The sequence below is a fragment of the Pseudomonas sp. RA_15y_Pfl2_54 genome (assembly GCF_963971015.1).
Taxonomy (GTDB): domain Bacteria; phylum Pseudomonadota; class Gammaproteobacteria; order Pseudomonadales; family Pseudomonadaceae; genus Aquipseudomonas; species Aquipseudomonas baetica_A.
In genome coordinates this window covers 70,543-96,101 of the sequence record NZ_CAXAPN010000012.1, presented here as the reverse complement: position 1 = coordinate 96,101, position 25,559 = coordinate 70,543, and the positions used below count along the sequence as shown (strand labels likewise).

The following is a 25,559-nucleotide window of genomic DNA, read 5'->3' as shown; positions in this document are numbered from 1 at the left end:
CGCCACCGGCACCGCATCACCACCGAAGCAATAGATGCGCACCGCCGGCGGGTTGCCGTGCTGTTGAGCGTGCTCGGCCAGTTGCTGCAAGTACACCGGCGGGAACGCGGCCACGGTCACGCCATGCTCATGCAGGGCGTTGTAGGTTTGCTCGGCGGTCCACAGGCTGTCATCACGGATCAGCAGGCGCGCACCGTGGGTCAGTGTCGTCAACCAGCGCTCATGGGCACCGTCGAAGGCGAACGACATGAAGTGCAGTTCGCAATCGGCTTCGCTCATCTCATAACGCTGACCGATGGCCTGGCAGTGCATCGCCAATGGCCCGTGAGCGACACCGACGCCTTTCGGCTGGCCGGTAGAGCCGGAGGTATAAATCACGTAGGCCAGATTGTCCGCTTGCACCGCGACCTGCGGCGCCACCTCTGGCTGAGCGCTCAGGTCCAGGTGATCGAGTTCCAGCACATGCAGATTGTCCCCGGTCGGCATCACCTGACGCAGACTCGAATCGCTGAGCAACAAGGCGATGCCCGAATCGCGCATCAGATAACTCAGGCGTTCGCGTGGATACGTCGCGTCCAGCGGTACATAAGCGCCTCCGGCCTTGAGCACCGCCAACAGCGCGACAATCATGTTTTCGCTGCGCGGCAGGGCCACACCGACGCGGACTTCCGGGCCGACACCTTCGGCGATCAGTGCATGGGCCAGACGATTGGCCCGGGCGTCTATCTGCCCGTAGCTGAACGCTTCGTCGTTGAAGATCAGCGCCGTTTGTTCGCGGTGCCGGGCAGCCCATTGGCCAATACGCTGATGCACCCATGGCAAGTGCGTTGGCATCCGAACGACTGGCGCCAACAAACGCTGGCCGGTCGGCAGACCGATGCGGCCCAGCGGCTGCGCGGCGTCTTGCGCCAACGCGGCGAGCAGACCTTCCATGTTGCTGCGGATGCCTTCCACAGTCACCCGGTCGAAATGCTCACGCAGGAACATGTACTCAATCACCAGACCTTCTTCGAGCGTGACCATCAGGTCCATCGGGAAGTTGGTCAGGCCGGCGTTGCTGATTTCGCCGAATTTCAGCGAGTCATCGCGCCATTCGCGCAGCGCCTGATCGATCGGGTGGTTCTCGAAAACGATGATGCTGTCGAACAGCGATTGCCCGGCACGTCCGGCCCAGCGCTGCACATCGGTGAGCGGGGTGTACTCGCGCTCACGCATTTCCAGGTTGAAGGCCTGCAAATCACGCAGCCACTCGCCGACCGACTGCTCGGCCGGCACATCCTTGATCACCGGCAAGGTATTGATGAACAGGCCGAGGATCGATTCCGACGCCGGCAGGCTCGCCGGGCGCCCCGCCACTGTCGCGCCGAACGCCACACAACGCTGACCGCTGTAGCGGCTGAGCAGCATCAGCCAGGCGCCCTGCACCAAGGTATTGAGGGTCACTTGCTGAGCTTGCGCAAAGGCCTTGAGCTGTTCGGTGCGCGGCTCGCCCAAGCGGCTATACAGTGCCTCGTGACCACGACCGCTGCCAGTACGCGCCACGGTGTCGGCAAGGTAAGTCGGCTCCTCGAGCTGGCTCAGGTGCTGACGCCAGAACCCTTCGCTGGCATTGCCGTCCTGTTGTTGCAGCCAGTTGATGTAACGACGATACGGCACCGCGTCGGCCAGCGGCTTGCCGGAATACTGGCTCAGCACTTCGCCGATCAACTGCGAACTGCTCCAGCCGTCGATCAGGATGTGATGATAGGTCCAGATCAGTTGATAGCTGTCCTCGCCCACTTGCACCAGCGTCAGACGTTGCAGCGGTGGCTGATCGAGGTCGAAGCCCTGGGCCCGCTCGCCGTCCGCCAAGGCCTGCAAGGCTTGGGCCGAATGATCCTGCTCGCGCCAGTCGAGCAGGCGGATCGGCAACGGCGGATCGGCGAGGACGAATTGCAGCGGTTCGGCCATGTCCTGCCAGAGGAAACCGGTGCGCAGGATGTCGTGACGACGGCTGACGGTTTCCCAGGCGTCTTTCAAGCGCGAAGGCTCAAGGCCTTGCACCGGAATGCACAACTGGTTGATGTAGAGGTCCGACTCCGGCGAGTTCAGGCCGAGGAACAGCATGCCCTGCTGCATCGGCGACAAGCGATAAAGCCCCGCCAACTGATCCTGCGGCAGCGGCAACTGCGCGATTTGCGCGTCGGTCAGACCGTGCAGAGGCATGTCGACCAGCGCTGCCACCGGTACGTGCGAGGTGTTGGCGACGCGTGGCGCCAGTTGCTCGATGGTCGGGTGCTGAAACAGGTCTTTCGGGCTCAGTTCCAGGCCTTGCTGACGGGCGCGGCTGACCACTTGAATCGAGATGATCGAGTCGCCGCCCAAGGCGAAGAAGCTGTCGGTGGTGCTGACCTGCGCCAGACCCAGCACGTCTTTCCAGATGTCCACCAGCGTCTGCTCGGTAGCATTGGCCGGTTCGACATGTTGTTGCGCGGCCGTGAGCACCAGCGCCGGCAAGCACTTGCGATCGATCTTGCCGTTGGGGGTCAGCGGTAGCTGCGCCAGCCACAGACGGTGAGTCGGCACCATGTATTCCGGCAGGGTCGCGCCCAGCCAGGTGCTGATGTCGTCGTGCAGTTCACGTTGCAGCTCAGTGCTGGCATCCAGCGTTGTCGGATCGGTCGGCACCAGGTAGGCGATCAATTGTTGGCTGCCCAGTACTTCACTGGCCACGACCACCCCTTCGCGCACGGCGGCGTGGGCCATCAGACGCGCTTCGATTTCGCCGAGTTCGATCCGCAGGCCGCGAATCTTCACCTGATGGTCGATCCGGCCCATGTACTCCAGTTCGCCCGCTTCACGCTCGCGGATCAGGTCGCCGGTGCGGTACATCCGCTCGCCATTGTCGGCGAGCGGGTTGGGTACGAAGCGTTCAGCGGTCATCGCCGCGCGGCCCAGATAGCCGCGCGTGATGCCGGCCCCCGACAGGTACAGCTCAGCCGAAACGCCCTGTGGCACCGCGTGCAAATCGGCGTCGAGCACGTGACTGGCGCTGTGGTCGAGGGCACGGCCGATACGCGCCTGACCACCGGCACTGCGCCGAGTCCAGGTCGAATAGGTGGTGTCTTCCGACGGGCCGTAGAGGTCGTAGACATGCTCGACCGTCGACTGTTGATACAACGCGTCAACCAGCCCTTGCTTGAGCGGTTCACCGGCCAGATTGATGATCCGCACGCTTGGCGGAATCTGCCCGGCGCGTTGCAGCGCAGCAATCGCCGACGGCACGGTGTTGATCAAACGAACCTGATCGCGAGCCGGCAAGTGCGGCAGCTCCAGGGCATTGCGCGCGATGATCAGCGAACCGCCGTTGGCCAGTGTGACGAACAGCTCCCACACCGACAGGTCGAAGCACACCGAGGTCGAGGCCAGTACGCCTTGAATATCGTCGCGGCTGTAGACCTTGGCCGACCAGTCGATCAACGCCATGACGTTGCGATGGGCAATCGCCACGCCTTTGGGTTTGCCGGTCGAGCCGGAGGTGTAGATCACGTAGGCAAGGTTGTCTGGAACGACCGATGTTTGAGGCGCGACATCTGAATAGCTATTCAGCGACACCTGATCCAGCAGCAACACTTGCGTTTCGCCAGGCACCGTCAGGGTCGCGGCGACCGCTTGTTCGGTCAGCAACACCCGCGCACGGCTGTCCTCGATCATGTACGCGACACGATCCGCCGGGTAATCCGGGTCCAGCGGCACATAGGCGCCACCGGCCTTCAGCACCGCCAGCAAGGCAATGAGCAACTGCTCGGAACGCGGCATCGCCACGCCCACGCGCACTTCCGGGCCAACACCGAGCTCGATCAGTCTGTGCGCCAAGCGGTTGGCTTGAGCGTCGAGTTCGGCGTACGTCAGTTGCGTGCTGCCAAAGGTCACCGCCAGCGCATCCGGCGTCGCTACGACTTGACGAGCGATGCCCTGATGAATGCACAGCTCGGTGACGAAATCGGCAGCGACGCTCGGGACGCTTTCGATCAGGTTCAACTCACTGAGCGACCGCTCGCCCGACTCGCTCATCTGCCCGAGCAGGCGCTGCAAGTACTCGCCCAACTGCGTCACGCTGTGCGCCGCGAAACGCTCGCACTGGTAGCTGAAGTGCATCGACAACTCGTCGCTTAAATGCACCAGCAGCGTCAGCGGGTAGTTGGTCTGTTCGTGATTGTTGATCTCGCCAAAGCGCAACTCCTGCGGCGCGCCCTGCTCCAGCGCCTCGGACACCGGGTAGTTCTCGAACACCAGAATGTTGTCAAACAATGCTTCACCGTTGCGCGCGGCCCAACGTTGAATGTCGAACAACGGCGTGTGTTCATGCTCGCGCAGGGCAAGGTTCTGCGCCTGTACGCTCTGCAACCACTCACCCACGCTCGATTGCGCGTGGGGGCTGGCGATCACCGGCAAGGTGTTGATGAACAGGCCGATCTGCTGCTCGACACCTTTGAGTTCAGTCGGACGCCCCGCCACCGTGGCACCGAACGCCACGCTTTGTTGGCCGGTCAAGCGCTGCAACAGCAGCAGCCAGGCCGCCTGAATCAGCGTGTTGAGCGTGACCTTTTGCTGGCGAGCGAAATCGCCCAGTCGTAGGGTCTGCCGGGCATCGACAACACAGAAGTGCTCGCCATGACCGTCCCGTGGAGCGTCGCCACGCTGCGCCTGAAGTGCTTGCGCCAACAGTGTTGGCGCTTCCAGGTCAGCCAGTTGCGCGGTCCAGTAATGTTCGCTGGCCTGCACGTCCTGACGCTGTAACCACTCGATGTAATCGCGATAACGCCCGGCAAGCGCTGGCTGAGCAATGCCGCTGTAGCGTTGCAGCACTTCGCCGAGTAACTGCGAGTTGCTCCAGCCATCCATCAGGATGTGATGGTTGGTGTAGATCAAATGGCAGCGCTGGTCATCCAGACGCACCACGACCATGCGCAGCAGCGGCCCTTGGCTCAGGTCGAAACCTTGCGCCTGCTCGGCAGCAGCCAGTGCATTCAATTCGCCCTGGCCATCGCCATGCTCGCGCCAGTCGAGCACGCTGAACGGCATGTCCAGTTGCTTGTGTACCACTTGCACCGGTCGCGCCAGCTCACCCTGCCAGACAAAACAGGTGCGCAGGATATCGTGGTTGTCCACCGCCGCTTGCCAGGCCTGCTGGAAGCGTTGCGGATCAAGGCCTTCGACGTCGAGGCGAACCTGATTGATGTAATTACCAGCGGCCTGTTCGTAAAGGCTGTGAAACAACATGCCCTGCTGCATTGCCGACAGCGGATAGACATCGGCAATCTGTTGCGCCGGCAATGGCAAGCCGTCGAGTTGCGTCTGGGTCAGGCCGGCCAACGGGAAGTCCGACGGGGTCAGACCTTCGACGCCCGGGGTCAGGCAATGGCCGATCAACGCGGCCAGTTCTTCGGCGTAATCGGCGGCCAGTGCTTCGATCACCGCACTGTCGAAGCGTTCGCTGCTGAAGGTCCAGCCCACGCGCAACTCGCCGCCATACACCTGACCATTGAGGGTCAGCCAGTTGCCCAGCGGCGCGTCCGGGCTTTGATCGAGGCCGGCGTTGTCCGGCGATGGCACGAACAATGCGCTGTCATCGCCCTCGAAACTGCCGTCGAACTGGCCAAGGTAGTTGAAGGTGATACGCGGGCTCGGCAAGGCACGCAGGCTCTGCTGCGCCTGAGCGTCACCGACGTGGCGCAGCACACCGAAACCAATGCCCCTGTCGGGGATCGAGCGCAGTTGTTCCTTGATCTGTTTGATTGACTCACCCGCTGTCGCGGCCGGGGTCAGGCACACCGGGAACAGGCTGGTGAACCAGCCGACGGTGCGGGTCAGATCGACGTCGTCAAACAGCGCTTCGCGACCATGGCCTTCGAGCTGAATCAGCGTCGACGCCTGTCCGCTCCAACGGCCGATGACCCGCGCCAGTGCCGTCAGCAACAGGTCATTGACCTGAGTGCGATACGCCGCCGGCGCTTCTTGCAGCAATTGCCGGGTCAGCTCGGCGCCGAGTCGGGTCTGCACAGTCTGCGCCAGTCGATTGTGCTGACCGGCGTCCACGCGTTTGCACGGCAGGTCGGTGCTGACATCGCTCAGACAGGCCCGCCAGTAAGCCAGCTCTGCCTGCAACACCGGGCCGTTGGCGTAGCGCTGCAAGTGCTCGCTCCAGTCCTTGAAGGCGCTGGTCTTCGATGGCAGGCTCAGCGGCTGATCATCGAGCAATTGCTGATAAGCGTTTTGCAGGTCTTCAAGCACAATCCGCCACGACACACCGTCCACCGCCAAGTGATGAATCACCAACTGCAAACGCTGAGTGCCGTCGGCCAGATTTGCCAACACAGCGCGCAGTAACGGCCCGTTTTGCAGGTCGAGACTGCGCTGGGCGCGGTTGCCCAAGGCTTCCAGCGCAGCAGCATCGGCGACGTCCTCCTGCCAGAGCAGGTTCTGCGATGAGTCTTCCACCGCTCGGTGTTCGGCCTGCCACACGCCATCCTGCTGCGAAAAACTCAGGCGCAGGGCATCGTGATGGGCCACCAGCGCGCGCAGCACTTGCTCGACCTTGGCGGCGTCCAGCGCCTGACGCGGTTGGAGCAGCACCGACTGATTCCAGTGGTGACGTTCAGGGATCTCGTCTTCGAAAAACTGCTGCTGGATCGGCAGCAGTACCGCCGCGCCGGTCACCGCCTGTTGATCAATCGTCGACGAGTCATCGCCCAACTGTGCGACCAGCGCCAGACGCTGCACGGTCTGGTGCTGGAACAGGTCTTTGGGATTGAGACGAATACCGGCCTGACGGGCACGGCTGACCACCTGAATCGAGATGATCGAGTCGCCGCCCAGTTCAAAGAAGTTGTCGTTGAGACCCACTCGCGGCAGCTTCAGCACGTCTTGCCAGATCGCCGCCAGGCGCTGCTCCAGTTCGCTTTGGGGCGCCTGATAAGCCTGCTGCGCCTGACTCGCGTCCGGGGCCGGCAAGGCGCTGCGATTGAGTTTGCCGTTGGCGGTCAATGGCAGTTGCGCCAGCAGCAACAGGTGCGCCGGGATCATGTGATCCGGCAGGTTTGCCTTGAGCCCGGCACGCACACGGTCGCGCCACAGGCCTTGCTCGGCCGGGCTGGCATCAAGTAGCGCGACATCGTCCGGCACCAGCCAGGCGACCAGTTGCTGACCACTGAGGCCCGGCTGCGCGAGCACCACGGCTTGGCGCACGACGGCTTGTTCGAGCAACTGCGCTTCGATTTCACCCAGCTCGATACGGAACCCGCGAATCTTCACCTGATGGTCGATTCGACCGACGTATTCGACGACGCCGTCAGCGCGGTAACGCGCCAGGTCACCAGTGCGGTACAGACGCCCGCCGTCAGCGGCAAACGGATCGGGAATAAAACGCAGGCTGGTCAGATCGGCACGGTTCAGATAACCCCGCGCCAGGCCGGCGCGCCCGATGTACAGCTCGCCGATACAGCCTTTGGCGACCGGGTTCAGGTCTCCGTCGAGCAAATACCACGACAAATCCGGAATCGGCTCGCCGATCGGGCTGCCGACATCGCCTTGCAGATCGGCCATCGACAATGGGCGGTAAGTCACATGCACGGTGGTTTCGGTGATGCCGTACATGTTGATCATTTGCGGCGCCTGATCGCCGAAGCGTTCGAACCACGGGCGCAGGCTCTTGACCTCCAGCGCCTCGCCGCCAAACACCACGTAACGCAGCGACGGCTGAAGCGCGGCGTGTTGCGGGGCGCACGCCACTTGCATCAATTGCTTGAACGCCGAGGGCGTCTGGTTCAGTACGGTGATGCCTTCGCGGCAGAGCAAAGCGTAGAAATCTTCCGGCGCACGGCTGACCTCGTAAGGCACCACCACCAGTTTGCCACCGTACAGCAGCGCACCGAAAATCTCCCACACCGAGAAATCGAAGGCGCAGGAATGGAACAGGCTCCAGACATCGGTCGGACCAAAACCGAACCACGCATCGGTGGCTTCGAACAGGCGCAGCACGTTGCGATGCGCCAGCAAGGTGCCCTTCGGCTGGCCGGTCGAACCGGAGGTGTAGATCACGTACGCCAGGTTGTCCGGGCTCATGCTGACCTGCGGGTTGCTGTCGCTGTAGCCTTGGAGAGCGTCGCGGTCCTGATCGAGCATCAAACTGCGGACCGAGTCCGGCACCGGCAGACGATCAAGCAGATGGCTTTGGGTCAGCAGCAGGCCGATGCCGCTGTCGCCGATCATGTAACTCAGGCGTTCTTGCGGGTAGCTGGGGTCCAGCGGCACGTAAGCGCCCCCGGCCTTGAGGATCGCCAACAGCCCGACCAGCATGTCGAGGCTGCGCTCAACCGCCAGACCGACACGCACGTCCGGGCCGACACCGTTGGCGATCAATTGGCGGGCCATCTGATTGGCGTGGCTGTTGAGCTTCTCGTAGGTCAGCGTCTGTTCGCCGCAGGTCACGGCAATCGCTTGCGGGGCGCGCGCAGCCTGGACTTCGATCAATTGATGCAGGCACCGCTCGCTGGGGAAATCGGCCACGGCCGGGTTCCATTGCAGCACGGTCGCCGCGCGTTCGGCTGCGTCGTGCAGCGGCAGTTCGGCAATGCGCTGACCGCTGTCGGCGACGATGCCTTGCAGCAGATTCGTCCAGTGTTGCGCCAGACGCACGATGGTCGCGGCGTCGAACAAATCGGTGGCGTACGTCAGCTCGGCCCAGACGTTATCGGTGGATTCGAAGGTGTTCAGGGTCAGGTCGAACTGTGCAGTGTTCGACGCCCAGTTCAGGCCTTCGATCTCGATGTTCGGCAAGCGCGTGGCGCCCTGTGCCTGACGGGCCTGGCTCTGGTGATTGTGCAGCACCTGGAACAACGGACTGTGGCTGAGGCTGCGCTCCGGTTGCAGCGCATCGACCAGTTGCTCGAACGGCAGATCCTGATGAGCCTGGGCGCCGAGCACGGTGCTTTTCACTTGCTGCAGCAGGCTGCGGAACGTCTGCTGGCTGTCGAATTCGGCTTTCAGCACCTGGGTGTTGACGAAGAAGCCGATCAGCCCTTCCGTCTCGACCCGGTTGCGGTTCGCCACCGGCACACCGACGCGGATGTCGGCCTGACCGCTGTAGCGATGCAGCAAGGTCTGGAACGAGGCCAGCAACAGTGTGAACAGCGTGACGTTTTCACGCTGGGCAACCTGCTTGAGCGCAGACGCCAGTTCCAGGCTCAGCGGAATATCACGACGGGCGCCGCGATAGCTTTGCTCAGGCGGACGTGGGCGGTCGGTCGGCAGCTCCAGCAGCGGCTGATCGCCATCGCCCAGTTGCGCCGTCCAGTAGTTCAACTGACGCTCGCGTTCACCGGCGTCCATCCACTGCTTTTGCCACACCGCGTAGTCGGCGTATTGCACCGCCAACGCTGGCAATTGCACCGCCTGCCCCTGGCTATAAGCGGCGTACAACGCCACCAGTTCATCGACCATGACCGTCATCGACCAGCCATCGGAAACGATGTGGTGCAAGGTGATGACCAGTGCGTGGTCGTCATCTGCAAGACGCAGCAATTTGACTCGCAGCAGCGGGCCTTGCTGAAGATTGAACAGGTGCAGGGTTTCTTCGGCGACCAGCGCTTGCAGCGCGGCCTCGTCCAGATCGGCGGCAACGTCCTGAACGTGCAGATCCAGCGTGCCGTGGGCCTGAATCACTTGCAGGGTCTGGCCCTGCTCTTCGACGAAGCAGGTGCGCAGGGCTTCGTGGCGGGCGATCAGAGAATCGAAGCTGCGCTGCAACGCCACCAGATCCAGTTCACCGCGCAGACGCAGCGCGGCCGGGACGTGATAAGCGGTGCTGGTCGGCTCCAGTTGCCAGAGGAACCACTGGCGCTCCTGAGCATACGAAAGCGCCAACGGTTGCAGACGCGGCAGCGCGACAATCGGCGGTTCCCAAGTCGCCTGATCAATACCGAGCGCGGCGACAAAATCTTGCAGCGTGCTGTGTTCGAACAGCGTTCGCAGCGGCACCTGAACGTTCAGTACCTGACGCACCCGCGAGATCACTTGAGTTACCAACAAGGAGTGGCCGCCCAGTTCGAAGAAATTATCGCCAAGGCCCACGCGATCCAGCTTCAGCACCGCTTGCCAGATCTCGGCGACGGTGTGCTGGGTGGCGGTTTGCGGTGCGCTGTAGGTCGATTGCAACTGGCTGGCGTCGGGCGCCGGCAAGGCTTTGCGATCCACTTTGCCGTTGGGGGTCAGCGGCAGTTGCGCCAGGAACAACAGGTGCGCCGGTACCATGTACTCCGGCAGTTCAGCCTTGAGGCTGGCCTTGAGGCTGGCCTTGAGCGCGGCACGCAAATCGGTTTGCGAAACATCATTGACCGATGGCACCACGTAGGCCACCAGTTGTGGGCCGGTCGGGCCGTCCTGCGCGACCACGACGGTTTCGCGCACGCTGTCGAGCGCGAGTAAACGCGCTTCGATTTCACCGAGTTCGATACGCAAACCCCGGATTTTCACCTGATGGTCGATCCGCCCGATGTACTCGATCACACCCTCGGCGCGATAGCGCGTCAGGTCACCGGTGCGGTACAGACGCGCACCGTTTTTCGCGAAAGGATCCGGCACAAAACGTTCGGCGGTGAGGCTTGGGCGCTGGAAATAACCACGGGCCAAACCGTCACCGCCAATCAGCAATTCACCCGGCGCGCCGAGCGGATTGAGCTCAAGGTCACTGCCGAGGATGTACAACGCGGTGTTGTCGATGGGCGTGCCGAGGAACGGACGGCTGTTGTCCGCACTCAGTGCATGTTGTGCTGACCAGATCGTCGTTTCGGTCGGGCCATAGAGGTTCCACACGCGTGGCGTCAGCGCCAGCATGCGCTGCGCCAGTTCCTGCGGCAGCGCTTCACCGCCACAAAGGAACGTGCGGCCGTTGAGGATCGCGGCGTGTTCGTTGTCCAGCAGCATGCGCCAGGTCGACGGCGTGGCTTGCAGCACACTGACGGCGTGACGCTCGATCAGTTCGAGCACCGCTTGCGGGTCTTGATGCACGTCCTTGCCGGTCAGCACCACGCCGGCGCCGGCCAGCAATGGGCCGTAGATTTCCAAGCCGAAAATGTCGAACGAGAACGTGGTCAGCGACAGCATGCGATCAGTGGCTGCGATCCCTGGTTGCTTGATCATGCTCGCGACAAAGTTGCTCAGCGCCGCGTGACGCACCATCACGCCTTTGGGGTTGCCGGTGGAACCAGAGGTGTAAATCGTATAGGCCAGGTGTTCGCCGTTGACCGCAACATCCGGCGCGGTCTGAGGATACGCCGCCAGCCAGCCGTGTGGCTGATCCAGCAACAGCATCTGCACGTTCGCCGGGATCGGCAACTGCGCCTGCAAGTGCGACTGGGTCAGCAGCAACTGCAAACCACTGTCCTCGATCATGTAGGCCAGACGATCTTGCGGGTACGCCGGGTCCAGCGGCACATAAGCGCCGCCAGCCTTGAGGATCGCCAGCAGGCCGACGATCATTTCGACGCTGCGCTCGACCGCGATGCCGACCCGTTGATCCGGGCCAACCCCGGCCTCGATCAGTTTGTGTGCCAGTTGATTGGCCCGGGCATCCAGTTCGCCATAGCTCAGCACGTCTGCGCCGATGATCAGCGCGGTCGCTTGCGGGGTTTGTTGCGCCTGCAACGCGAACACCTGCTGCACGCAACCGCCCTGCGTGGTGTGATCGGCCACGCGTACCCAGTCCTGCAACAGCACATCGCGTTCGGTACTGTCCAACAACGGCAATTCGCCGACGCGGCAGGTCGGAGCGGCCACGATGCCACGCAGCAGGTTCTGCCAGTGACGAGCAATGCGCTCGACGGTCTCAGGCTTGAACAGGTCAGTGGCGTAGGTCAGCTCAGCGGCGAAACCGTCGCTGGATTCATAAGTATTGAGGGTCAGGTCGAACTGCGCGGTGCGCCCTTCCCACTGCACATCCTCGACACTCAACTGCGGCAGTTGCACCGCGCCACGCTGCTGATCACGGCGGGTCTGGTGGTTGAACATCACCTGGAACACCGGGCTGTGGCTCAGGCTGCGCTCCGGTTGCAGCGCTTCGATCAATTGCTCGAACGGCAGATCCTGATGCGCCTGAGCATCCATCGCCGCTTGCTTGACCTGCACCAGCAAGCGGTTGAACGGTAGTTGCCCGTTCACCTCGGCATTCAATACCTGAGTGTTGACGAAAAAGCCGATCAGGCCCTCCGTCTCGACGCGGTTACGGTTGGCCGCAGGCACACCGACGCGAATCTGCGCCTGGCCGCTGTAGCGATGCAGCAAGGCCTGGAACGACGCCAGCAACACCATGAACAGGCTCGCACCTTCGCGCTGGGCCAGTTGTTTCAGGGCGTCGCCGAGATCCGCCGGCAAGTCCAGCTCAAGGCGCGCACCGCGCAGGCTTTGCACCGCCGGGCGGGGGAAATCGATGGGCAACTCCAACACCGGCTGCTCGCCGTCCAGCGTCTTGATCCAATAAGCCAGTTGCCGCTCACGCTCGCCCGCTTCCAGCCAGTGACGCTGCCAGATCGCGTAGTCGGCGTATTGCACGTCCAGCGCCGGCAGCGTCAAGGGCTGCCCGCGGGTGTCGGCGGCGTAATGCTGGATCAGCTCATTGACCAGCACTTTGATCGACCAGCCATCGGAGATGATGTGGTGCTGGATCAGCACCAGCACATGATCGTCCTGCGCCACTTTCAGCAGCGCCACGCGCAGGAGCGGGCCCTGTTGCAGGTTGAACGGGCGTGCGGTTTCGCTTTCGACGAACGCCTTGATCGCAGCCTCTTCACCGGCGGCATCAAGACCTTCGGGCAGCGGAACCAGACTGATGTTCAGCGGCAGTTGCGGATGAATCACCTGGCAGAAGGTTTCGCCCTGCTCGGCGAAGGTCGTGCGCAAACTTTCGTGACGCGCGGCCACGGCATTGAAACTGCGTTCCAGCGCCGCCACCTCCAGCCGCCCCTTGAGGCGCAGGGCGCTGGGGATGTGATACGCGGTGCTGTGCGGGTCCATTTGCCAGAGGAACAATTGACGTTCCTGGGCATACGACAGAGGAATCGCCGCAAACCCGGAACGTGTCTCCGGGATCGGCAGGTTGGCCGCAGAGACGCCCTCTTCGAGCATCTTTTCCAGGTACAGCTTACGTTTGTCCAGCGGCAGAGTGATAAAGCGCTTGGCTACCCTCAAAGCAACACTCTTGTCCATCAGACTTCCTCCATATCGTCAAGCAGGGCTTCCAGCTTGCTCAGTTTCTGTTCGTTGATTGCCCCGCCTCCTGTATCGAGGTGAGCGACAAAGTCGCTCAGGACGGGGTGCTGGAATAACAGTTGCGGGGTCAGCGTCAGGCCCAGTTCGAGGGCCATGCGCGACACCACGTTGACCGCCAGCAGCGAGTGCCCGCCCAGTTCGAAGAAGTGATCGTTCAGGCCGATGCGTTGCACGTCGAGCACTTGCTGCCAGATCGCCGCGACCCGCTGCTCAAGCTCACTGTGCGGCGCGACATACGCGGCCTGCATCTGGCTGGCATCGACCGCTGGCAAGGCCTTGCGGTCGAGTTTGCCGTTGGGGGTCAGTGGCAACTGCTCAAGGAACAGCAGGTGCGCGGGAATCATGTAGTCAGGTAACGAAGACTTGAGGCCAGTCTTTAGTCCGTCGCGCAGGAGCCGCTGCGCTTGGCCGTCGCACAGATCCAGTGGCGGGGCGACCACATAGGCCACCAGTTGCGCGCCAGCCTCACCTTCGACGGCCAGCACCGCCGCTTCGGTGACGGCCGGTTGGGCGAGCAATCGCGCCTCGATCTCCCCCAACTCGATGCGCAATCCACGAATCTTCACCTGATGGTCGATGCGGCCCATGTACTCCAGTTCGCCCGCTTCACGCTCGCGGATCAGGTCGCCGGTGCGGTACATCCGCTCGCCATTGTCGGCGAGCGGGTTGGGTACGAACCGTTCAGCGGTCATCGCCGCGCGGCCCAGATAGCCGCGCGTGATGCCGGCCCCCGACAGGTACAGCTCAGCCGAAACCCCTTGCGGGACAGCGTGCAAATCAGCGTCGAGCACGTGACTGGCGCTGTGGTCGAGGGCACGGCCGATACGCGCCTGACCACCGGCACTGCGCCGAGTCCAGGTCGAATAGGTGGTGTCTTCCGACGGGCCGTAGAGGTCGTAGACGTGCTCGACCGTCGACTGTTGATACAACGCGTCAACCAGCCCTTGCTTGAGCGGTTCACCGGCCAGATTGATGATCCGCACGCTCGGCGGAATCTGCCCGGCGCGTTGCAGCGCGGCGATGGCCGACGGCACGGTGTTGATCAAACGAACCTGATCGCGAGCCGGCAAGTGCGGCAGCTCCAGGGCATTGCGCGCGATGATCAGCGAGCCGCCGTTGGCCAGTGTGACGAACAGCTCCCACACCGACAGGTCGAAGCACACCGAGGTCGAGGCCAGTACGCCTTGGATATCGTCGCGGCTGTAGACCTTGGCCGACCAGTCGATCAACGCCATGACGTTGCGATGGGCAATCGCCACGCCTTTGGGTTTGCCAGTGGAGCCCGAGGTGTAGATCACGTAGGCAAGGTTATCCGGCGCGACCGATGTTTGAGGCGCGACATCTGAATAGCTATTCAGCGACACCTGATCCAGCAGCAACACTTGCGTTTCGCCAGGCACCGTCAGGGTCGCGGCGACGGCTTGCTCGGTCAGCAGCACCCGCGCGCGGCTGTCCTCCAGCATGTACGCGACACGATCCGCCGGGTAATCCGGGTCCAGCGGCACATACGCGCCACCGGCCTTCAGCACCGCCAGCAAGGCAATGAGCAACTGCTCGGAACGCGGCATCGCCACGCCCACGCGCACTTCCGGGCCAACACCGAGCTCGATCAATTTGTGCGCCAAGCGGTTGGCTTGCGCGTCGAGTTCGGCGTACGTCAGTTGCGTGCTGCCAAAGGTCACCGCCAGCGCATCCGGCGTCGCTACGACTTGACGAGCGATGCCCTGATGAATGCACAGCTCGGTGACGAAATCGGCAGCGACGCTCGGGACGCGTTCGATCAGGTTCAACTCACTGAGCGACTGCTCGCCCGACTCAGTCATCTGGCTCAGCAGACGCTGCAAATGCGCGCCCAACTGCGCCACGTTGGCCGCCGCAAAGCTGTCGCGCTGATAGCTCAAATGCACCGTCAGTTGCGTGCTCATGTTTACCAGCAGGGTCAGCGGATAGTTGGTCTGCTCCTGATTGGCCACCGCGCCGAAACGCAAACCTTGCGGCGCGCCACGTTCCAGCGCGTCGGCAATCGGGTAGTTCTCGAACACCATCAGGCTGTCGAACAGCGCATCACCGCCCTGCCCGGCCCAACGCTGAATATCGGCCAGTGGCGTGTGTTCGAACTCGCGCGACGCCAGGTTCTGCGCCTGCACGCCTTGCAGCCAACGGACCAGACTCTGCTGCGCCTGCGGCGCAGCAACCACCGGCAAGGTATTGATGAACAGACCGATCTGCGCTTCGGCACCCGGCAAATCCGCCGGACGCCCGGCGACGGTGGCGCCGAACGCAACACAGTCTTTGCCGGTATAGCGCTGCAACAGCAACAGCCAGGCGCCTTGCACCACGGTGTTGACCGTGACTTTCGTAGCCCGGGCAAATTCCCCCAGACGCCGAGTCAGATCCGCGTCCAGCACTTGGTAATGATCGCCATAGCCGACGCTCGGCAAACCGTCATGCGGCCGCGCGATGGCATTGGCCAGACGCGTTGGCTCTTGCAGGTTGTGCAGCGTCGCCAGCCAGTAGGCCTCGGCCGCCGCCGCATCCTGGCGTTGCAGCCAGCCGATGTAATCGCGATAGCGCCCTGCCGGACGTGCGACCGTTTCGCCGCTGTAGTGCTGCAACACTTCGCCGAGCAACTGCGCGCTGCTCCAGCCGTCCATCAGGATGTGGTGGTTGGTGTAAATCAGGTGATGACGATCCGTCGCGGTGCGCACCAGCACCAGGCGCAGCAGCGGCGCACAGGTCAAATCCAGCCCCTGTGCGCGCTCTTCGTCGGCGAGGGTTTGCAGCGCCGCGTCCAGCCCGGCTTTGTCGTGCCAGTCGAGCACGCTGAACGGCACTTCAACCTGGCGCTGCACCACTTGCACCGGTTGCGGCAGATCGCCCTGCCAGAAAAACCCGGTGCGCAGAATGTCATGGGCATCCACCACCGCTTGCCACGCCGCCTGGAAGCGTTGTGGATCGACGCCGTCGACGTCCAGGCGCATCTGGTTGATGTAGTCGCCGTTGCCATGTTCGAGCAACGTATGGAACAGCATGCCCTGCTGCATCGGCGACAGCGGGTAGATGTCATCGATGCTTTGCGGTTCGAGCACCAGCGCATCGAGTTGCGCCTGCGACAGTTGCGCCAGCGGGAAGTCCGACGGTGTCACGCCACGGTTGGCGTTGTCGCAGCAATGGCCGATCAGCGCCGTCAATTCCTGCACGTAATCATCGGCCAGACGCTGGATGGTCGCCGCGTCGAACATCGCGCCGCTGTAGGTCCAGCTCAGGTCCAGTTCGCCGCCGAAGACTTTGCCGTTCAGCGCCAGCGGGTTGCCCAGCGGGCCCTGCAGATTGACTTCGGCGCCGCCGGATTCGCCAGTCGGTGCAAACAGGGCGTGGTCGGCGGCATCGAAACTGCCGTCGAACTGGCCCAGATAGTTGAAGGTCAGGCGTGGTGTCGGCAAGGCTTGCAGGGCTTGGCGAGCCAGCTCATCGCCCAGATGCGCGAGCGCGCCGAAGCCGATGCCTTTGTGCGGAATCGCCCGCAGTTGTTCCTTGACCTGCTTGAGCGATGCGCCCGGTTCGGCAACCGGCGAAAGGCGCGCCGGGAACACACTGGTGAACCAGCCGACAGTGCGCGTCAGGTCGACGCTGTCGAACAGGTCTTCGCGACCGTGACCTTCGAGCAATACCAGCGCATGGTCGGCACCGGTCCAGCGCACCATCACCCGCGCCAGAGCCGTCAGCAGCAGATCGTTGACCTGCGTGCGATAAGCCGCCGGCGCATCCTGCAACAGCTGACGGGTCAGGGTCTGGTCCAGTTTGCTGCGAATGGTCAGCGCCTGATCGTGTTGCTGCCCACCGTCGGGACGGTCGAAAGGCAACGTCGCCGATGCACCTTGCAACTGTTGCTGCCAGAAGCCCAGTTCAGACTGCAACGCAGGCGTGGCGGCGTATTCCTGCAAGGCCTGCGCCCAGGCGTTGACCGCATGGGTCTTGGCCGGCAACTGCACGGCATTGCCCGTAGCGATCTGCCGGTAAGCGTTTTGCAGATCTTCAAACAGAATCCGCCACGACACGCCATCGACCACCAGATGATGGACGATCAGCAGCAGGCGTTGACTGCCATCGGCCAGGTTCGCCAGCACCGCGCGAATCAGCGAGCCACCGCTCAGTTGCAGGCTGCGCTGGGCCTTGTCGCCCAATGCCTCAAGGGCTGCGAGGTCGGCGACCGCGACTTGCCAGAGGATCGTTTCACCCGCCTGGGTCACGACGTCGCGATATTGCGCCGACCAGCCATCCGCCTGCTCGACAAATTCCAGGCGCAGGCTGTCGTGGTGCAGCACCAACGCATCCAGCGCTTGCTCAAGCAAGTTGCCATCGAGCGCCTGACTCGGTTTGAGCATCACCGACTGGTTCCAGTGATGACGATCAGGAATCGCCTGAGCGAAGAACTCCTGATGAATCGGCAACAGTGCCGTGCTGCCGGTGACCGGTTGCTGATCGATCATTTGCAGCGCTTCGCCCGTCTGCGCGACAACGGCCAACGCCTGAATGGTCTGGTGCTCGAACAGGTCTTTGGGCGTGAAGCGGATACCCGCCTGCCGCGCACGGCTGACCACTTGAATGGAAATGATCGAGTCGCCGCCCAGCTCAAAGAAGTTGTCGCTGATACCGGCCTGCTCAAGCTTGAGCACGTCTTGCCAGATCGTCGCCAATTGTTGCTCCAGCGCGTTCTGCGCAGCGACATAGGTCTGTTGCAGTTGGCTGACATCCGGTTTCGGCAGGTTCTTGCGGTCGAGTTTGCCGTTCGGCGTCAGCGGCATGCGTTCCAGACGCAACACATACGCCGGCACCATATGGCCCGGCAGGGTTGCCTTGAGCTGCGCACGCAGCTCTTCGGTGAAGTCGGCGCGGGCAGAATCACCCACCACATAGGCGACCAGACGCTTGCCGCTGCCGGCACTGCCTTCCTGGGCCACGACCACGGCTTCACGCACGCCGTCGAGCGCTTGCAGGGCGGCTTCGACTTCGCCGAGTTCAATGCGAAAACCGCGGATCTTCACTTGATTGTCGATGCGATCCAGATAGTCGAATGTGCCATCGGCGCGCTGGCGAACGAGGTCGCCGGTGCGATAAAGCAAGCCGCCAGTGCGGCTGAACGGATCAGCGACAAAACGCTCGGCGGTCAGCCCCGGACGATTCAGATACCCCCGGGCCAGCCCCGTGCCACCCAGATACAGCTCACCAGCCATACCTTGCGGCAACAGGTTCAGATCGGCGTCGAGCACGTAGGCACTACGGTCACCGATGCGGCTGCCGATTGGCGCGTAAGCGGCGCCGCACGGCACATCGCGGCCGGCCTTCCAGATCAGCGGCGTGACCACGGTTTCGGTCGGGCCGTAGCCGTTGATGATGAAGTCCGGATCGAGCGCCCGTTTGACCCGCTCGAAACTGGCGTTGGGTACCGCGTCGCCGCCAAAGCAATAGATGCGCACGTTGGGCGGATTGCCCACACGCTCGGCGTGTTCGGCCAGTTGTTGCAGGTACACCGGCGGGAACGCGACCACCGTCACGCCATGCTCAATCATGGCGTTGTAGGTCTGCTCCGGTGTCCACAGGCTGTCGTCGCGGATCAGCAACGAGGCGCCGTGGGTGAGGCTGGTCAGCCAGCGCTCATGGGCGCCGTCGAAGGCGAACGACATGAAGTGGAATTCGCAATCGCTGTCGCGCATTTCATAACGCTGACCGATGGCCTGGCAATGCATCGCCAAGGGGCCGTGAGCGACGCTGACGCCTTTGGGGTTACCCGTGGAGCCGGAGGTGTAAATCACATACGCGAGGTTATGCGGATCGAGTTGCACGGGCGGCGCGGTGATCGGCCATTCGCGCAAGTCGAGGCGATCGAGTTCAAGCAGCGGCACCGATTCGGCCACAGGCAATTGCGCCGACACCGACGAGTCGCTGATCAACAGCGCGAGCCCCGAATCCTCGATCAGGTAGGCCAGACGTTCGCGCGGATAGCTGGTGTCCAGCGGCACGTATGCGCCGCCAGCCTTGAGCACCGCCAGCAACGCGACGATCACCGCCTCACTGCGCGGCAGGGCCACACCGACGCGGGTTTCCGCACCGACGCCACGGGCGATCAACGCGTAGGCCAATTGGTTGGCGCGCTGATCGATTTCGCCATAGCTGAAGCGCTGACCGTTGAAGATCACCGCCGTGCGTTGCGGACTTTCGCCGGCCAGCGCGGCAATACGCTGATGCACGCCGATGTCCACCGGGTACGGTTGCGGATGGTTTTCGGCTTGCTGGCGCGCCTGCTCTTCAGCGCTGGCCAGGCCGATTTCGCCGAGGTTGCGTTCAGCCGACACGGCAAACTGCTCAAGCAGTTGCAGCAGGTGCGCACTGATGCCGGCGATGACATCGCCGGCGAACTGGCCACGGTCGAAGCTGTAATGCAACGCCAGTTGCTCGCCGAGCGTGACCGCTACGCTGAGCGCATAGTGCGTTTGCTCCAGATTGCCCACGCCACCGAACACCAGCCCTTGCCCGGCCTGACTCAGGGCCTGGGCAATCGGGTAGTTTTCGAACACCAGGATGTTGTCGAACAGCGCTTCGCCACCCTGCCCGGCCCAGCGCTGGATGTCCGCCAGCGGCGTGTGTTCGAAGTCGCGCAGGCTGAGGTTCTGCGCCTGCACCGCTTGCAGCCATTGGCCGACGGTTTGGTCCGGACGCGGCGCACCGATCACCGGCAAGGTGTTGATGAACAGACCGACCTGCTGCTCGATGCCCGGCAGATCCGCCGGACGCCCGGCCACGGTCGCGCCGAACGCCACCGCTTCGTGACCGGTGTAGCGTTGCAGCAACAGCAGCCAAGCCGATTGCACCAAGGTGTTGACGGTGACTTTCTGCTGACGGGCAAACGCTTCCAGTGCCTTTGTGCGTGGCACGTCCAGCGTCAGGTAGTGGTCGCCGTGACCGCTGAGGTTTCCCCCACCGGTGGCGGCGCGGGCCAGTCGGGTCGGCTCTTGCAGCGCAGCGAGTTGTTCGCTCCAGAAGTCCTGACTGAGTTGACCGTCCTGCCGTTGCAGCCAGGCGATGTAATCGCGAAAACGTCCACCGCCGCTTACCGGCGTCCGGCCGCCGTAACGCAGCAAGACTTCGCCAAGCAACTGCGAGTTGCTCCAGCCGTCCATCAGGATGTGGTGGTGGGTGTAAATCAGGTGCCATTGCTCGGCGCCGGTCTGCACCAGCACCAGTCGCAGCAACGGTGCGCAACTCAGATCAAAGCCTTGCTGACGTTCGGCATCGGCCAACGCTGCTAGAGCGGCTGGCTGATTGTCGCGGTTGCGCCAGTCCAGCGTGGTAAACGGCAACTGCACCTGCTTGTGCACGATCTGCAGCGGCTGCGTCAGTTCGCCCTGCCAGACGAAACCGCTGCGCAGAATGTCCTGCGCGTCGACGGTGGCTTGCCATGCAGCGCGGAAACGCTCGGGATCAACGCCTTGCACATCGACGCGCAACTGGTTGATGTACTCACCCGCCGCTTGCTCGTAGAGGGTGTGGAACAGCAAACCCTGCTGCATCGGCGACAGTGGATAAAGGTCATCGACCTGACCGGCCGGCACCGGCAGTGCATCGAGTTGCGCCTGCGTGACCTGCGCCAGCGGGAAGTCCGACGGCGTCGCTTGCGCGGCTTGCAGGGTGCAGCAATGTTCGATCAGCGCGTGCAACTCGACGGCGTATTGATCCACCAGTTTCTGTACGGTTGCGCCGTCGAACATCTCGCGGCTGAAACCCCAACTCATCGACAGTTCGCCGCCATACACCTGACTTTCCACGGTCAGCCAGTTGGCCAGCGGCGCCTCTGGATCCTGCGCGACACCGCTGTTTTCAGCGCACGGTACGAACAGCGCCGCCTCGTCGAACTGGCGGTCGAACTGGCCGAGATAGTTGAAGGTAATGCGCGGCGGCGCCAGCGACTCAAATTCGGCGCATACCGACGGCGCCGCGAGATAACGCAGCACGCCATAGCCCAGACCTTTGTCCGGTACCGCGCGCAGTTGCTCCTTGATCGACTTGATCGAGCCGTCGAGATCGTCGTCGGCAATCAGATTTACCGCGAACAGGCTGGTGAACCAGCCCACAGTGCGACTCAGGTCGATGTCATCGAACAGATCTTCGCGACCATGCCCCTCCATCTCGATCAGCGTGCCCGGTTGCTCGCTCCAGCGGCTGATGGTGCGCGCCAGTGCCGTGAGCAGCAGATCGTTGACCTGCGTGCGATACGCTGCCGGCGCCTGTTGCAACAGTTGACGGGTGCGCTCGGCGTCGAGGCGCCATTGGATTTTCTCGCCATGCCGGTTCTGCAGGCTGCCATCCGGACGCTCGCACGGCAGATCCCGGGCATCCTGATGCTGGGCTTTCCAATAGCTCAGTTGGTCGTCGAAACGCGACGCTGCGCTTTCGAGGCGTGCTGTCCAGCTCTGGAAGGCTGTGGTTTTTGCCGGCAATTGAATGCCGCCGCCCGCTGCCAGTTGCTCATAGGCCTGCTGCACATCTTCCAGCAGCACTCGCCAGGAAACCCCATCCACCACCAAGTGATGAATGATCAGCGCCAGACGCTGGCTGCCATCGGCCAGCGTGACCAGCAACGCGCGCACCAGCGGGCCGTTGCGCAGATCAAGACTGCGCTGGGCCTCGTTGCATAAGGCGTTCAACTGCTCGACAGAGTCGGCGTCGCGCTGCCACAGCCCAGCGTTTTCAACCCGTGGGCCGTGGCTTTGCTGCCAGCCTTCGGCGTTTTCGACGAAGCGCAGGCGCAGGGCATCGTGGTGGTTGATGACGTGCGCCAGCGCGGTATCGAGCCACTGAGCGTTCAAAGTGGCGCGCGGGGTCAGCAGCAGCGACTGGTTCCAGTGCTCACGCACCGGCATCGCATGGCTGAAGAAGTGTTGCTGGATCGGCCCGAGTACGGCGTCGCCGGTCACTGGCCCTTGATCCACCGACGTCTGGCTGTCCAGCGTGGCGACCCGTGCGAGGCTGCGCACGGTCTGGTACTGGAACAGATCACGCGCACTGACGCGAATCCCGACCTGTCGCGCCCGGCTGACCACTTGAATGGAGATGATCGAGTCGCCGCCCAGCTCGAAGAAGTTGTCTTCGAGGCCGACGCGCTCAAGACCGAGCACGTCGGCCCAGATCGCCGCCAGGGCTTTTTGCATCGTGTCCTGCGGCGCAACGAAGGCTTGCTGCGGCGCGGCGTCAGGTTGCGGCAGAGCCTTGCGATCCAGTTTGCCGTTGGCGGTGACCGGCAGTGTGGCCAGGGTCATCAGGTAGGTCGGCACCATGAATTCCGGCAGACTGCCGAGCAGCCAGGCCTTGACGTCCTGCTGCCATTGCTCGTGCGGCTGAGTATTTTCCAGCACCAGATAAGCCACCAGATGCTTGCCGCCCTGCACCAGCACCACGGCCTCACGCACCCGCGAGTGCTGCATCAGGCGGGTTTCGATTTCACCGAGTTCAATGCGCAAACCGCGCAGTTTCACCTGATGGTCGAGACGGCCCAGGTACTCGATCACGCCGTCAGTTCGCTGACGCACACGGTCACCGGTACGGTACAGGCGCGCGCCCTCATGGAACGGGCACGGCACAAAACGTTCGGCGGTCAGTGCCGGACGCTGGTGATAACTGCGCGCCAGCCCCGCTCCGCCCAGGTACAGTTCGCCGGCCACGCCAGTTGGCACCGGCAACAGTTCGGCGTCGAGCACATGGGTGCGCAGGTTGGCGATCGGACGACCGATCGGCACGCTGTCGGCGCCTTCGTCGACGCAAGTCCAGTGGGTGACGTCGATGGCCGCTTCAGTCGGGCCGTAGAGGTTGTAGAGGCCGGCATTCGGCAGTTTGGCGAAGACTTGCAGTTGCGCATCCAGTGGTAATGCTTCACCGCTGCACACGATGCGTTTGAGGCCGGCGCACGTTTCGACGCCCGGCTCGTGAATAAACGCCTGCAACATCGATGGCACAAAATGCAGCGTAGTAATGCGGTGGCGGTTAATGGTGTCGATCATCTGCCGCGGATCACGGTGCGCCCCAGGCGCAGCGACGACCAGACGCGCACCGCTGAGCAGCGGCCAGAAGAACTCCCAGACCGATACGTCGAAGCTGAAAGGGGTTTTCTGCAGCACCGAATCACTGGCGTCCAGAGCGTAAGCGTCCTGCATCCAGCACAAGCGGTTGACCAGCGCGGCGTGACTGTTGCCGGCCCCCTTGGGCTTGCCGGTGGAACCGGAGGTGTAAATCACGTACGCAAGATTCAACGGATCAACCGGTACATCCGCACGGCTTTCACTGTAGCCGTCGAGCAGGCCCGGCTGATCCAGCGCAATGACCTTGACGCCGTCAGTCGGCAGGGATGTCAGCAGCGCCGCTTGGGTCAACAGCAAGGTGATGGCGCTGTCCTCGATCATGTAGGCCAGACGTTCCTGCGGATACTCCGGGTCCAGCGGCACATAGGCGCCACCCGCCTTGAGGATGGCCAGCAGGCCGACGACCATCTCCAGAGAGCGCTGGGCGCAGATGCCGACCAGACTGTCGGCCTGTACGCCTTGCTCACGCAGCAGCTGCGCCAGTTGATTGGCCCGGGCATCCAGCTCGACGTAGCTCAAGGTCTGCTCACCAAACACCAGCGCTGGCGCATTCGGCGTACGGGCAACCTGCGCTTCGATCAGTTGATGAATCGACTGCTCGGTCGGGTAAAGCGCCGGCGTATCGTTCCAGGCGTGCACCAGCGCGTGATGTTCATCGACCTCCAGCAGTGGCAACTCGCCAACCCGCTGCGACGGATCAGCGACCATCGCTGCCAGCAAGCGCAGCCAGTGACGTGCCATGCGTGCGATGGTCGCGGCGTCGAACAGGTCGCTGGCGTAGGTCAATGCGGCGTGCAGCTTGCCACCCTTCTCGCAGGTATCCAGGGTCAGGTCGAACTGCGTGGTACGACTCTGCCAGTCGAGACTGCTCAGCGCCAGACCCGACGCGGTGCTCAGCGCGGCGACGTCGGCCACTTGCGGCTGGTGGTTGTACATCACCTGGAACAGTGGCGTGTGGCTGAGGCTGCGTTCCAGTTTCAGCGCTTCGACCAGTTGCTCGAACGGCAGATCCTGATGAGCCTGGGCGCCGAGCGCGGTTTCCTTGATCGCGCGCAGCAGATCATCGACGCGGGTCTGGCCGTCCAGTTGCGTGCGCAGCACCTGGGTGTTGACGAAGAAGCCGATCAGCCCTTCGATGTCCCCACGGTTGCGGTTGGCAATCGGTACGCCGACACGGATATCCGTCTGACCGGTATACCGGTGCAGCAGCGCGTTAAAGGCGCCGAGCAAAAACATGAACAAGGTGACCTGATGCTGCTGCGCGGTGTTGCGCAGTTGCTCGGCCAACTGAGCGTCGACGGCAAATTCGTAGCGGGTACCGCGATAGCTCGGCACCGTCGGGCGCGAATGATCCAGCGGCAATTCCAGTACCGGATGTTCGTCGCCCAGTTGCGCCTGCCAGTAGTCGAGTTGGCGTGCCTGCTCGCCCGCCTCCAGCCAGCGCCGTTGCCACAGGGCATAGTCGCTGTACTGAATCGGCAGCGGCGCCAGTAGCGGCGGCTGATCGCCATCGAACGCGTCGTAGCAGCGGATGAATTCATCAATCAGCACGTTCATCGACCAGCCATCGGAGACGATGTGGTGCAAGGTCAGCAACAGGACGTGTTCCTGCTCCGCGAGTTTGAGCACATTGACCCGCAGCAGCGGGCCGACTGCCAGATCGAACGGCAGCACCGATTGTTGCTCGGCGGCGTGAACCACAGCCTGCTCGCGTTCGGCCTGCGGCAGAGCGCTGAAATCTTCACGGGCAATCACCAGCGGTGCGCTGGCCGGCACTTGCAGCAGGCGGTCATCGGCCTGGCGCTGGAACACCGTGCGCAGGGTTTCGTGACGCTCCACCAGACAGGCGAAGGCTTGCTCCAGCGCCGCCACATTCAAGCGCCCACTCAGACGCACTGCGCCCGGCAAGTTGTAGGCGCCACTTTGCGGATCGAGTTGCCAGAGAAACCACATGCGCCGCTGCGCGTAGGACAACGCCTGACGATCCTCGGCCTCGATGCCGGCGGGGATCGGAAACCGGGCGAAATCCACGCCCTCCTTTTGCAAAGCCGCAAGGAACATCTGGCGCTTTTCCAGCGGCAGTCCGATAAACCGGCGAGCAAGTTTCAAGGAGTCTTCAGCATTCAT

Annotated in this window: 2 protein-coding genes (1 of these 2 running past the window's edge); both read right to left on the bottom strand. The window is 63.0% G+C overall.

Annotation, left to right across the window (positions count from 1 at the left end; all coding sequences use genetic code 11):
• Window positions 1–13,239, bottom strand: the 5' portion of a protein-coding gene (locus AACY50_RS11175) for a non-ribosomal peptide synthase/polyketide synthase (RefSeq protein WP_339538563.1). 1,764 nt of this gene lie to the left of the window's left edge; only the first 13,239 of its 15,003 coding nucleotides appear in the window; it begins with the start codon at window positions 13,237–13,239; the stop codon falls past the left edge of the window.
• Entirely contained in the window at window positions 13,239–25,559 is a 12,321-nt protein-coding gene (locus AACY50_RS11170) for a non-ribosomal peptide synthetase (RefSeq protein ID WP_339538562.1), read from the bottom strand. The genes AACY50_RS11175 and AACY50_RS11170 overlap by 1 nt, the downstream gene beginning before the upstream one ends.

Bases quoted from the DNA above. Each gene is read 5' to 3' on its own strand.
- AACY50_RS11170 (WP_339538562.1), bottom strand. From the start codon at position 25,559: ATGAATGCTGAAGACTCCTTGAAACTTGCTCGCCGGTTTATCGGACTG.